The organism is Scandinavium tedordense (assembly GCF_024764965.1).
Taxonomy (GTDB): Bacteria; Pseudomonadota; Gammaproteobacteria; order Enterobacterales; family Enterobacteriaceae; genus Scandinavium; species Scandinavium tedordense.
This window is the reverse complement of the sequence record NZ_JALIGG010000057.1, coordinates 328211-341053: the sequence shown is the minus strand read 5'-3', so window position 1 is coordinate 341053 and position 12843 is coordinate 328211. Positions and strand designations below refer to the sequence as shown.

The 12843-nt window shown below is 52.5% G+C and carries 10 protein-coding genes; 4 read left to right on the top strand and 6 right to left on the bottom strand.

Annotated features, from left to right (window positions below; all coding sequences use genetic code 11):
- Positions 1 to 18: 18 nt before the first annotated feature.
- Positions 19 to 735 (top strand): GntR family transcriptional regulator, encoded by a 717-nt coding sequence (locus MUU46_RS17505; RefSeq protein WP_159754289.1) that lies wholly within the window; start codon positions 19 to 21, stop codon positions 733 to 735.
- A gap of 46 nt (positions 736 to 781) precedes the next feature.
- On the opposite strand, the gene MUU46_RS17500 is transcribed toward MUU46_RS17505, so the two are convergent.
- Positions 782 to 1372 carry an oligogalacturonate-specific porin KdgM family protein gene (locus MUU46_RS17500; RefSeq protein ID WP_258966379.1) on the bottom strand — a complete coding sequence of 197 codons (591 nt, stop codon included), beginning with the start codon at positions 1370 to 1372 and terminating at the stop codon, positions 782 to 784.
- Positions 1373 to 1381: 9 nt separating this feature from the next.
- Positions 1382 to 1537 (bottom strand): hypothetical protein, encoded by a 156-nt coding sequence (locus tag MUU46_RS17495; protein WP_258966178.1) that lies wholly within the window; start codon positions 1535 to 1537, stop codon positions 1382 to 1384.
- Between the two features lie 450 nt (positions 1538 to 1987).
- Here MUU46_RS17495 and MUU46_RS17490 point away from each other — a divergent pair, with 450 nt between their 5' ends.
- From MUU46_RS17490 to MUU46_RS17480, 3 genes are read left to right on the top strand one after another with little or no spacing between them, the layout of a single operon-like run.
- Positions 1988 to 3244, top strand: a complete 1257-nt coding sequence (locus MUU46_RS17490) for an MFS transporter (protein ID WP_258966177.1) — start codon at positions 1988 to 1990, stop codon at positions 3242 to 3244.
- A gap of 17 nt (positions 3245 to 3261) precedes the next feature.
- Positions 3262 to 4494: an alginate lyase family protein gene (locus tag MUU46_RS17485; protein WP_258966176.1), complete on the top strand. Its 1233-nt coding sequence runs from the start codon at positions 3262 to 3264 to the stop codon at positions 4492 to 4494.
- A gap of 22 nt (positions 4495 to 4516) precedes the next feature.
- Positions 4517 to 6466, top strand: a complete 1950-nt coding sequence (locus tag MUU46_RS17480; protein ID WP_258966175.1) for a heparinase II/III domain-containing protein — start codon at positions 4517 to 4519, stop codon at positions 6464 to 6466.
- A 78-nt stretch (positions 6467 to 6544) separates the two neighbouring features.
- Here the strand turns inward: MUU46_RS17480 and sucD are convergent, their stop codons facing one another.
- From sucD to sucA, 4 genes are all read right to left on the bottom strand, one after another.
- Positions 6545 to 7414: a succinate--CoA ligase subunit alpha gene (gene sucD / locus MUU46_RS17475; RefSeq protein ID WP_159754303.1), complete on the bottom strand. Its 870-nt coding sequence runs from the start codon at positions 7412 to 7414 to the stop codon at positions 6545 to 6547.
- Positions 7414 to 8580 (bottom strand): ADP-forming succinate--CoA ligase subunit beta, encoded by a 1167-nt coding sequence (gene sucC, locus MUU46_RS17470; protein WP_159754306.1) that lies wholly within the window; start codon positions 8578 to 8580, stop codon positions 7414 to 7416. Before sucC ends, sucD begins: the two co-directional genes overlap by 1 nt.
- A gap of 84 nt (positions 8581 to 8664) precedes the next feature.
- Positions 8665 to 9888, bottom strand: coding sequence for a 2-oxoglutarate dehydrogenase complex dihydrolipoyllysine-residue succinyltransferase (odhB, locus tag MUU46_RS17465; protein ID WP_159754309.1), 1224 nt, complete (start codon positions 9886 to 9888; stop codon positions 8665 to 8667).
- 14 nt (positions 9889 to 9902) lie between these two features.
- Positions 9903 to 12710, bottom strand: coding sequence for a 2-oxoglutarate dehydrogenase E1 component (gene sucA / locus MUU46_RS17460; RefSeq protein ID WP_159754312.1), 2808 nt, complete (start codon positions 12708 to 12710; stop codon positions 9903 to 9905).
- Between the last annotated feature and the right edge of the window lie 133 nt (positions 12711 to 12843).

The following is a 12843-nucleotide window of genomic DNA, read 5'->3' as shown; positions in this document are numbered from 1 at the left end:
AGTGAGAAGGCAGACAACATGACCAAGAAACCGATGTATCGGCAGATTGCCGATACCCTGCGAGAACGCGTGCAGCGCGGAGAATTAAAGCCCGGCGATGCCCTGCCCACCGAGTCTGCACTCCAGGAAGAGTTTGCCGTCAGCCGCGTGACCGTGCGCCAGGCACTGAAACAGCTCACCCAGGAAGCCATTATCGAGAGCATTCAGGGCAGCGGGTCATACGTTAAGGCCGAGCGGGTCAATTACGATATCTATCAGCTCACCAGTTTTTACGAGAAACTGGCCGACCGAAACGTGGAAACGCACAGCGACGTGCGAGTATTCGAGGCGATTGATGCCTGCCAGGAGATGGCGGAAAAATTGCAGGTCGCGGTGGGCGATAAAATCTGGCACGTCAAACGGGTGCGTTTTATCCAGCAAAAACCGGTCACGCTGGAAGAAACCTGGATGCCGCTGGCGCTGTTTCCCGATCTCACCTGGCAGGTGATGGAAAACTCCAAATATCACTTTATCGAAGCCGTCAAAAAGCGGGTTATCGACCGCAGCGAACAGGAAATCGTGCCGGTGATGCCGTCGGAAGAAGCCGTGAAGTTGCTCGGTTTAGACCCCAACCAGCCGATTCTGGAAAAAATCTCGCGCGGCTATCTGGATGACGGAAAAGTATTTGAATACAGCCGTAACGCCTTCAAAAGTGACGACTATAAATTCACCCTCGTGGCTAAGCGCAGACAATAGAGACAGGCATGCCCGGAGGAAATCCCAACGGGCAACGCCATGATACCTACAGTGTGAAGGTCATCCCAATGCGGTAACGTGATTCCGAGAGATTATCTTCACCTTCGTAATAGCCCTGCTGATCAAGATAATCATATTCGATATACTGACTGAACCAGCTATTCCACTTATAGCGTAACGTAAACGCATTCTCCATCGCCCACGTTTTATCATTCTTATATTTGTAATCATCATCAACATGCTTATACGCTGTTCCCTGATATCCGACGCTCCATTTTGGGTTGATCTTATATCCTAAATAGATATCCACGCGTCTGACACTGTCACGATGTTCTTCTCCTGAGGTATCTTTCGTTTCATACATGTTAAAATCATGTCGATAACGAATCCCTGTAGACAGTACGGGGGTAATTTTGTAATTGAGTCGGAGGTAGGGACGAATCTGTGTCCCATTGCTGCTCCAGTGATAAACACCACCCGGTTGAAAATCCCATTTATCGGATAAATGCAGCGTGTAGTTGCTCTCTATTTCATTGTAGTCAGTGATACTGTCCCCGAAAGAATGCGCACTGTCTGATTTATCCGCGCCATTTTCGCCTCGGCCATTATTTTTATTGTTTTTATTATCCGTTTCAATACTCGCCCATCAGCCTGTTTTCCAGGATTCACTCACCTTGTAGCGCGACTCGTAAGAATGGCTTCCCGCCTTGTAGCCCCCGCGCACATCAAACGTCAACGCATAGCTGCTACCCGGCCCAGCAGCTAACAACGCGATCACCAGCCCCAGCACTTTATTTTGCATTATCTATTCCCTTTAAATGTTGAGATAAATCGGCACTCATGATTGCATCAACAAATAAATACCGATCAGACAAAGCGGGATGATATTGATAAATAAAAACACTTCACCATTAATTTATCCAAAACAAGATCGATCTCTAAATTTAAAATGAAATATCGTTTTGTTTTTATAAAAATAAAAAATAGATCATCCGCGTGAATAGTTAAAATAAACACATACGAACGCTAAATACATTTTCCATTTAGTTTGAAACCACGTTAAATCAGTCTTTTACATTTCATCCGTTATACACACACTCTTAACGTGAAAGGGGAAGAGGAATAGAAATAAACCCATTTCAGGAACTGTGACAATTATCATGAAAACTCTCAACACTTTGTCATAACATAAAATGAAATCGTGTTTTATTTTTAATCAAACAAAATTCCACTTAACTAATAAGGATTTCTAATGAAGATCAGAAAACTACGGTGGTATATTATTTCGCTGGTAATGGTGGGTACCGTCATTAACTATCTGGCACGAAGCACTCTGGGAGTGGCCGCGCCTGAGATGATGCGGACACTGCATTTATCCAGCGAGCAATACTCATGGATAGTATCTGTATTTCCGTTTACCTACGCCATTGGCGGCATTGCCTGCGGTTTCATCATTGATAAATTCGGTTTGCGCATCAGCTTTGCTGTGCTGGCCACACTGTGGTCACTGTGTAACATGCTGACCGCACTGTTCAGCAGCTGGCTGCCTATTGCCGTGCTACGCGGGGGCCTGGGCCTGACCGAGGCCGCCTTCAACCCCGCGGGCATGAAAGTGACTGCAGAGTGGTTTCCCAGCAAAGAGCGCGGCTTGGCCTGCGGGATTTACAGTCTGGGCACCTCTGTGGGAGCCATGTTGGCACCACCTTTAGTTGTCTGGTCAATTCTCAACTACAACTGGGAAATGTCCTTTGTTGTCACCGGGGGAATGGGCCTCATCTGGGCCGTGTTGTGGGTGGTCTGCTATCGCGCCCCCGAAGAGCATCCGGCATTGATCAAGGCTGAGTATGATGAAGTTCTGGACGATCAGATTGAAGTGGTGCAGGAAAAAACAACCCTCAGATCGATGTTGAAAGACAAAAATCTTTGGGCTATTTCGTTGCCGCGCTTTATGGCCGATCCGGCCTGGGGCACGCTTCATTACTGGATGCCGCTGTACCTGGTCACCGTTCGCCATATGAACTTGAGTGAGATCGCGATGTTTGCCTGGCTGCCGTTCCTGACCGCGGATCTCGGCTGCATTGCTGCGGGCTATATCTCGAAATTTCTCAACGCGCGCGGAGTGCATATTATCAATGCGAAACGCATCACCTTCACCTTTGCCGCAGTGTTAATGCTGTCAATGGCGGCGGTAGGCTACGCCAGCAACGTGTATGTCGCTATTGCGCTGTTCTGCATTGCCGGCTTCGCGCATCAATGTCTGTCCATTACGGTGATCAGCATGTCTTCTGACCTCTTCCCGAAACAGAAAGTCGCCACGGTGACGGGCTTTGCCGCTTTCACCGGTAGCATGGGCAACTTTGCTTTCAGCCTGTTCCTCGGCGCGATGGTCGCGGTGGTTGGTTACAATATGTTCTTCATTGGGTTGGGTATTTTTGACCTGATTGGCGCCGCGTTCTTATGGCTGCTTATCAAACAACCCGCTGCAACATTGCAGCCCTCAGCCGCCTGATATCAGGGAGCAGATAAATGAAAAAGAACGTCGCGATACTCATTGGGATAGTTTTGTTCGCCAGTACAGGAACGCAGGCTGAGACTCAGGTCATTAGTGCGGCAGACAGTGCTTGCCTGACCTACGATTGCGCACAGATGGCGGAGATAAAAACGGGTATTCAACGCGAGGACAGCACCTACGCCCCCGCTTACAGGGCCATGCTGGCGAAGGCCAACCAGGCCCTTCAGCATGCCCCTTATTCGGTGACGGATAAAAAACTGCTGCCCGCTTCCGGCGATAAACATGATTACTACAGCTTTGGCCCCTACTGGTGGCCGAATACAGAAATCAAAAGTACCCTGCCTTATATTCGCAAAGACGGGCAAATTAATCCTTCTTCAAAAACGGATGATACCGACAGTGCGCGAATGGTGCATTTCGCGAATGATATTCGGGTGCTATCGCTAGCCGCTTTTTACGGTCAGGACGCACGCTATGCGCAAAAGGCCAGAACACTGCTACAGGCGTGGTTTATCGATAAAGAGACCCGAATGAATCCTAATCTTGACTACGCGCAGGCGATCCCTGGGATCGTCAACGGACGTGGAATTGGGATTATTGATACGCGGCTACTGATTGATGTCGCCGATAGCATCGCCCTGCTGCATAGCATAGGGAAACTGCCCGATCAGGAGTTAGTGCAGTATCAGCGCTGGTATACGGAGTACACCACCTGGCTGTTGACCAGTCGTAATGGTCTGGAAGAAAGTAACTGGCATAACAATCACGGGGCCTGGTATGACACGCAGGTCACAGCCTTTTCTCTTTTCACCGGTAACATCCCGCAGGCCACCCGGCAGATTGAAATCTTCAAGCACCGTCATCTCGCCGCCCAGATCAATATGAAAGGTGAACAGATGGCTGAGCTGGAACGTACGCGATCATTCCATTACAGCAATTTCGCCCTCGCCGCCTACGCACGCATGGGGCGCTATGGGGAAATTACGGGCGATGACCTATGGAAATTCGAGCAGGACGGTCGACGAATGGAAAGCGCTTTCTTATTTATCAGCCAGCAAACCGGTAAAGCCGCGACGGAATGGAAATATCCTGAGCTTAAGTACGAGCCTAAAGAAGCCACCGGCCCGGTTCTTGCCGCATTCAGAGCCTATAAGAGCGAGGATTTCCGCCACAGTGCCGAGACGTTAATCAAAGAGGATCCGGCGAACATTAACCGCCTGATGCCTGGCAACGCGTTAGTGAATTAATTCGCTCGCACGGATAAGAGGAATGACGACGTTTATCATGAAACAATTTTCCCCTCAACAAATCCAGGATGCTCGGGAGAAGGCTACACCCGAGCTGCTGCAACGCTTAATCAACGACAACAGCGATGTACTTAACCATGACACGCTGGTGCCGGAAACGGGTTGTGCGACCTGGAATCACTACTTTTTTTGCCCGGAGCATAGCGTGCGCCTGCTCTGGGATCGTCACTCGCCAAACAAACATCGCTGCCCTGTTGACGGGGCAGTTTTCACCGGCGAACCGTACTACGGCGCCTGGTGGCGCTGGCTGAATGGCTTAAACGCCAAAGCCTGCTATGAACTCGCGGTTGTCTGGCTGCTGAATGGAGAGCAACGTTATTTCGATAAGGTTGTCGACATCCTCACCCAGTACGCGACGTATTATCCTGACTACCAGGAACACGGCGGTATTCCCTACAATGGCCCCGGAAAAGCCAATGCGCAGACCCTCTGTGAGGCCAACTGTCACGCCGATTTTGCCCGCGGTTTCGACATCATTTCCTCCGGACTCACGTCGGAGAAATATGAGTACATTGCGACCCGTCTGCTGCGCTGCGGTGCAGATTTTCTGATGCTGCATCGCGGCAGGCAAATTCATAATCATGAAGTTAAAATCAGCGCCACGATAGGTATCATCGGTGCTGTACTTGACGATAATACCTATCTCGATTTTGCGGTAAACAGCTCCTACGGTCTGCTGTATCAGCTGGAACATGCGCTGTTGCCTGGCGGTTTATGGTTTGAAGGCTCGCTGCATTATCACTATTACGCTCTTCAGGCATTTATGGCCTTTGAGAAGTTCGCCTGCCACACGCCGTTTAGCCTGCTGAATAGGCCTTACTACGCGCGAATGCTGTCGATGCCGTTGCAACTCCTGCTACCGGATATGACTCTGCCAAAGGTCAACGACTGCGTAGACGGTCAGGAGAAACTCAGCCACAGCGATATCTACGAATTCGCCTGGTACTATTACGGCAAAGCGGAATACGGCCAGGTGTTATCGTTCCTTTACCGCACTGCGCCGCGACACAATCTTGACGCTCTGTTTTACGGCATACCGTTGCCAGACCAGCAGCTGCAAGTTCCGCTCGGACACGAGCACAATCCCGGGGCGGGTTTTACGATTATCAGAAATGCGCCAGGCCGTGCAATTTGCCTGAAGCATGGCCCATATGGCGGTGAACACGATCACTACGATCGCCTGAACCTGATCGTTTTCAACAACGGGCAAGCGCTGTACCCCGATCTGGGCACCACCGGTTACGGCGCGCCGCTGCACTATGGTTACTACAAAAACAGTTTCTCGCACAATACGTTATGTGTGAACGGTCTGAGTCAGCCGCCCGCCATCCCACGGGTTATCTCGTGGCAGACAACGCCTGATGAAACGCGACTGGTGATGGAAGTCGACTGGAAAACAGAAGCGCCCCTGCCTGACAGCAAAACGCGCGTCGAGTGGGATGACGTTGCCTACCGTGGCGTGGTCTTCCGCCGAAGTATCCTGGTCACCGACAACTTACTGATCGACAGATGGGATATTGAGAACCCAAACCAGCAGTGCGTGGATGCGATTTACCTCGTCAAAGGCAACCCAACGCCCAGCCCGCACCAAATGGAACTGAATATTTGCTATCCGTATGTTCGGCAGGCGTCTCAGCAGCCGCTGGCGGGGCAAATTGATATTCATTATCAGACCGAGTCCCTGATTACCCTCAGCTGTTTTTGCCCGCACGACGCCCGTCTCATTCAGGCTAAGGGACCGGATAATCCATCCACGTCTATGATTGATTATTTGATTGCGCGAAGTCATGAAAAACAGGTTTCAGCCCTGTTTGTGACTGATTTTAACGGAGAGAGTCGCGTGAAAATTAACGCCGAAGGAGAGATATTTACCGTGACTGATGCACATACAGGCCGCATCTGGCGGATATAAAAAAGGCCACTGCTAAAGTGGCCAACCATGTCGAAAACGGACATATAAAGCTCCCCGCATGGGGAGCAGAGAGGATTATCAGGCGATAATGGTTTTCAGCGCTTCGCCGATGTCTGCCAGGCTACGAACGGTTTTCACACCGGCCGCTTCCAGAGCTGCGAATTTCTCGTCCGCAGTCCCTTTCCCGCCGGCGATGATCGCGCCCGCGTGGCCCATACGTTTACCTTTCGGCGCAGTAACACCCGCGATGTAGCCAACAACCGGTTTGGTCACGTGTTCTTTGATGTAGGCTGCCGCTTCTTCTTCAGCGCTACCGCCGATCTCACCGATCATCACGATCGCTTCGGTCTGCGGATCTTCCTCGAACATTTTCAGGATATCGATGAAGTTAGAGCCAGGGATCGGGTCGCCGCCGATGCCTACACAGGTAGACTGGCCAAAACCGTAATCGGTGGTCTGCTTAACCGCTTCATAAGTCAGGGTACCTGAACGGGAAACGATACCCACTTTACCCGGCTTGTGAATGTGGCCTGGCATGATGCCAATTTTGCTCTGACCTGGGGTGATAACCCCTGGGCAGTTCGGGCCAATCATGCGCACGCCAGCTTCATCCAGTTTCACTTTCACGGTCAGCATATCCAGAGTCGGGATGCCTTCGGTGATGGTGATGATGAGCTTAATGCCTGCGTCGATGGCTTCCAGAATGGAGTCTTTGCAGAACGGTGCCGGAACGTAGATAACCGAGGCCGTTGCGCCCGTTGCTTCAACAGCTTCACGCACGGTGTTGAAAACTGGCAGATTCAGATGGGTAGTACCCCCTTTGCCTGGGGTTACGCCACCAACCATGTTGGTACCGTAAGCAATCGCTTGTTCAGAGTGGAAAGAACCCTGGCTACCGGTAAAGCCCTGGCAGATAACCTTGGTGTTTTTATCAATTAAAATAGACATTATTTGCCCTCCACTGCGGCAACGACCTGCTGAGCGGCATCCGTCAGACTCTTCGCTGCAATAATATTCAGACCGCTGTCGGCGAGTTTTTTCGCGCCAAGTTCAGCGTTGTTACCTTCGAGACGTACAACAACCGGCACGTTTACACCGACTTCTTCAACAGCACCGATGATGCCATCAGCAATCAGGTCGCAACGTACGATCCCACCGAAGATGTTAACCAGTACGGCTTTCACGTTGTCATCAGAGAGGATAATTTTGAACGCTTCGGTTACGCGCTCTTTGGTTGCACCACCGCCAACATCGAGGAAGTTAGCCGGTTCGCCGCCGTGCAGCTTAACGATGTCCATCGTACCCATCGCCAGGCCTGCGCCGTTTACCATGCAACCGATGTTGCCGTCGAGGGCAACGTAGTTCAGCTCCCACTGTGCAGCCTGCGCTTCACGTGGATCTTCCTGAGACTGGTCGCGCATTTCACGCAGATCCGGCTGGCGGAACAGCGCGTTACCGTCAGCGCCCAGTTTGCCGTCGAGGCAAATCAGGTCGCCCTGCTTAGTGATAACCAGCGGGTTGATTTCGATCAGGGCCAGGTCACGATCCAGGAAGATGTTCGCCAGACCCATGAAGATCTTGGTGAACTGCTGAACCAGTTTGCCTTCCAGACCCAGTTTGAACGCCAGCTCGCGACCCTGATATGGCATAGGACCTGCCAGCGGATCGATAGCAACTTTATGGATCAGGTGCGGGGTTTCTTCCGCGACTTTTTCGATTTCCACGCCGCCTTCAGTAGACGCCATGAACACCACGCGACGGGAGCTACGGTCAACCACAGCACCCAGATAGAGTTCTTTCGCGATATCGGTCGCCGCTTCAACCAGAATCTGGTTTACCGGCTGGCCATTCGCATCTGTTTGATACGTTACCAGGCGTTTGCCGAGCCAATGCTCAGCAAATGCGCGAATCTCTTCTTTGCTGTTAACAACTTTAACGCCACCCGCTTTACCACGGCCACCAGCGTGTACCTGGCATTTTACGACCCAAGGGCCTGAACCGATTTTAGACGCCGCTTCTTCAGCTTCACGTGGGGTCGAGCAGGCATAGCCTACTGGCGCAGGTAAACCGTAGCGGGCAAACAGCTGTTTGGCCTGGTATTCATGTAAGTTCATGGGTTCTATCCACTCTTCAAATAATCGTTATCATTTTACCTCCAGGCCGCAACCGACCCGGAGGACAGGTGATACAGGTCTTAACTACACGTCCAGCAGCAGACGTGTTGGGTCTTCCAGCAGCTCTTTAATGGCGACGAGGAAGCCCACAGACTCACGACCATCGATCAGGCGATGATCGTAGGACAGCGCCAGATACATCATCGGCAGAATTTCAACTTTGCCATCAACCGCCATCGGGCGATCTTTAATGGCGTGCATGCCAAGGATCGCACTCTGCGGTGGGTTGATGATTGGGGTAGACATCAGGGAACCGAAAACACCGCCGTTAGTGATGGTGAAGTTACCGCCGGTCAAGTCTTCTACCGTCAGCTTGCCATCACGGCCTTTCAGCGCCAGCGTTTTGATGTTCTTCTCGATATCAGCCATGCCGAGCGCGTCAACATCACGCAGAACTGGCGTTACCAGGCCACGTGGCGTGGACACCGCCATGCTGACGTCGAAGTAGTTGTGGTAAACCACATCTTCACCATCGATGGAAGCGTTCACTTCCGGGTAGCGTTTCAGCGCTTCAACCACGGCTTTCACATAGAAGGACATGAAGCCCAGGCGGATACCGTGACGTTTTTCAAACGCGTCGCCGTACTGCTTACGCAGATCCATGATTGGCTTCATGTTGACTTCATTGAAGGTTGTCAGCATGGCGGTTGAGTTTTTCGCTTCCAGCAGACGCTCGGCCACGCGTTTGCGCAGGCGGGTCATCGGTACACGTTTTTCAGAGCGGCCGCCCAGCGGAGTCGGAGCGGCTACTGGGGCTGCTTCTGGTGCTTTCGCTTCAGATTTAGCAGGCGCTTTCGCCAGATGTTTTTCAACATCTTCGCGAGTCAGACGACCACCCACACCGGTGCCTTTGATAGCACTGGCGTCGAGGTTATGCTCAGCCAGCAGGCGACGAATCGCCGGGCTCAGTGCGTCATTACTCTGTTCTTCCAAAGAAGCCTGCTGGCGCTGGGCAGGGGTAGAATCTTTGGCTTCGGATTTCGCGCTGGACTCTTTCCCGGCGCTGTTGCCTTCACGCAGGCGACCGAGGATCTGGCGCGAGGTCACAGTGGTGCCTTCGTCTTCCAGAACTGCATCCAGAATGCCGTCGGCCGACGCCGGTACTTCCAGTACCACTTTGTCAGTTTCGATTTCTACCAGAACTTCATCGCGGACTACCGCATCGCCTGGCTTCTTGTGCCAGGTAGCAACCGTTGCATCGGCTACAGATTCCGGCAGGTCGGGAACAAGAATATCTACGCTACTCATTTTGTATCCTTTAATTAATCGACGTTCAGCGCGTCATTGACCAGATCTTGTTGCTGCTTCTGGTGAACGGACATATATCCTACCGCCGGAGAGGCGGAGGCCGGGCGACCTGCATAACGCAGAGCTGACCCAAATGGAATCACTTCACGTAAGTGATGTTGGCTGCAGTACCATGCGCCCTGGTTGAGCGGCTCTTCCTGGCACCAGACAAAATCATGCACGTGAGCATAAGCTTTCAGCACATCCTGCATCGCCTGATGCGGGAATGGATACAGCTGTTCGATACGCACAATGGCGACATCTTTTTGATCGTTCTTGCGACGCTGTTCCAGCAGGTCGTAGTAAACCTTACCAGAGCACATCACTACGCGTTTCACGCCTGAAGGATCCTGCTCGTCAACTTCGCCAATTGCAGGCATAAAGGTGCCGCTGGCCAGTTCTTCGAGGGAGGACACCGCCAGTGGGTGACGCAACAGAGATTTCGGTGACATAACCACAAGTGGACGGCGCATCCCGCGCAGCGCCTGACGACGCAGCATGTGATAAACCTGAGCCGGAGTGGACGGCACACAAACCTGCATATTTTGTTCAGCACACAGCTGCAGATAGCGTTCCAGACGGGCGGATGAGTGCTCAGGACCCTGCCCTTCGTAGCCGTGCGGCAGCAGCATGGTCAGGCCACACATACGGCCCCATTTCTGTTCACCGGAGCTGATGAACTGGTCGATAACCACCTGTGCGCCGTTGGCGAAGTCACCGAACTGCGCTTCCCAGATAGTCAGGATGCGTGGCTCTGCGGTGGCATAGCCGTATTCAAATGCCAGCACCGCTTCTTCAGACAGCACGGAATCCCAGACTTTGAACTGGCCCTGACCGTTATGCACGTGTTGCAGCGGGGTGTATGTGGAACCGTTAGTCTGGTTGTGAATGACCGCATGGCGGTGGAAGAAGGTACCGCGACCGGAGTCTTCACCGGACAGACGCACAGGAATGCCTTCGTCTACCAGCGTGGCGTACGCCAGGTTTTCCGCGCCGCCCCAGTCAAACATTTTCTCGCCTGCGGCCATCGACTGACGATCGCCATAGATTTTCGCCACGCGAGATTGCATTTCAACGGCGTCCGGCACGGTGCTGATACGCTTCGCCAGCTCCTGCAGACGCTTCATGTCGACTTTATTCGGGTAGCTCTCATCCCACTCGTGGTTGAGGTACGGCGACCAGGTAAAGGAGTGCATGTTCATCGGACGCCACTCTTTCACCACGCATTCGCCCGCATCCAGCGCGTCGCGGTACAGATTGACCAGCTCAGTGGCATCTTCCAGGGTGGCAACGCTATCGCCTTCCAGCTTGTCAGCGTAGATTTTACGCGGCGTCGGATGCTTTTTGATTTTCTGATACATCAGCGGCTGAGTTGCGCTCGGCTCGTCGGCTTCGTTATGACCGTGACGGCGATAGCAAACCAGGTCGATGAACACATCGCGTTTGAAGGTGTTACGGAAATCAAGCGCCAGACGGGTGACAAACGCCACGGCTTCCGGGTCATCCGCGTTCACGTGGAAAATCGGCGCCATCACCATTTTACCGATATCGGTACAGTACGGTGTAGAACGCGCATCCAGCGGGTTGGACGTCGTGAAGCCTACCTGGTTGTTGATGACGATACGCACGGTACCGCCCACTTCGTAACCGCGAGCTTTAGACATGTTCAGGGTCTCCTGAACCACGCCCTGCCCGGCAACCGCCGCATCACCGTGAATGGTAATCGGCAGCACTTTATTGCTGCTTGGCTCTTCCAGACGATCCAGACGTGCACGTACGGAGCCAATGACCACCGGACTCACGATTTCAAGGTGCGACGGGTTGAACGCCAGTGCCAGGTGCACCAGGCCGCCTTCGGTTTCGATATCAGACGAGAAGCCCATGTGGTACTTCACGTCACCCGTTCCGAGGTGTTCTTTATGCTTACCCGCGAATTCGTCGAACAGGTCCTGCGGTTTTTTACCGAGCACGTTAATCAGAACGTTCAGACGTCCGCGGTGCGCCATACCCAGCACCACTTCGCGCGTGCCACTTTTACCCGCATGGCGGATAAGTTCTTTGAGCATTGGCACCAGCGCGTCGCCGCCTTCCAGCGAGAAACGTTTCGCGCCCGGGAATTTCGCGCCCAGGTAACGTTCCAGGCCTTCGGCCGCAGTCAGTTCTGTCAGGAAGCGTTTTTTCTCGTCCACACTGAAGGTTGCGTGACCGACCACCGATTCGATACGCTGCTGGATCCAGCGTTTCTCTTCAGTGGACGTGATATGCATATATTCCGCACCGATGGAGCCGCAGTAAGTCTGCTTAAGGGCAGCGATCAGTTCGCCCAGCTTCATCGTCTCTTTACCGATAGCAAACGAGCCTACGTTATAGCTGTCCTGGAAATCCGCCTCGGTCAGGTCATGGAAAGCTGGGTCTAAATCAGACACCCGCTCTTGTTTCCACAAACCCAACGGATCGAGATTGGCGTCCTGATGACCACGGAAACGATACGCGTTGATCAGCTGCAGGACTTTAACCTGCTTCACATTGGTGTCAGGATCAGAAATCGAGGAAGAGTAACGTGAGGCATCCTTCGCCAGACGACGGAAATAATCACGCGTAGTAGAATGAAATTGATCCGGTTTGACTCCGGTACCAGGTAACTGCTGGAACATTGAACGCCAGTTGGCGTCGACAGAGTCAGGATCGGTTAAGAAGTCTTCATAGAGCTGTTCTATCCAGCTCTGGTTAGAGCCAGAGAGGTAAGAAGAGTCCAGCCAGGCTTTCATTGCGCCGTTCTGCATCGTGATCCCTTAAGCATTTTTATGCTTACTTTCGCCGTAGAAACTACCACGTATACCAGATACAAGGTGTACGTGCCGGGGTTCACTTGCGAGCTCTTCTCTTCGGGCCCGCGAAGGAACCTTTAAAAACTGT

Excerpts from the sequence above, each read along its gene's own strand:
- sucA (WP_159754312.1), bottom strand. The coding sequence starts at position 12,710 with ATGCAGAACGGCGCAATGAAAGCCTGGCTGGACTCTTCTTACCTCTCT.
- sucD (WP_159754303.1), bottom strand. The coding sequence starts at position 7,414 with ATGTCTATTTTAATTGATAAAAACACCAAGGTTATCTGCCAGGGCTTT.
- sucC (WP_159754306.1), bottom strand. The coding sequence starts at position 8,580 with ATGAACTTACATGAATACCAGGCCAAACAGCTGTTTGCCCGCTACGGT.
- MUU46_RS17490 (WP_258966177.1), top strand. The coding sequence starts at position 1,988 with ATGAAGATCAGAAAACTACGGTGGTATATTATTTCGCTGGTAATGGTG.
- MUU46_RS17505 (WP_159754289.1), top strand. The coding sequence starts at position 19 with ATGACCAAGAAACCGATGTATCGGCAGATTGCCGATACCCTGCGAGAA.
- MUU46_RS17485 (WP_258966176.1), top strand. The coding sequence starts at position 3,262 with ATGAAAAAGAACGTCGCGATACTCATTGGGATAGTTTTGTTCGCCAGT.
- MUU46_RS17480 (WP_258966175.1), top strand. The coding sequence starts at position 4,517 with ATGACGACGTTTATCATGAAACAATTTTCCCCTCAACAAATCCAGGAT.
- odhB (WP_159754309.1), bottom strand. The coding sequence starts at position 9,888 with ATGAGTAGCGTAGATATTCTTGTTCCCGACCTGCCGGAATCTGTAGCC.
- MUU46_RS17495 (WP_258966178.1), bottom strand. The coding sequence starts at position 1,537 with ATGCAAAATAAAGTGCTGGGGCTGGTGATCGCGTTGTTAGCTGCTGGG.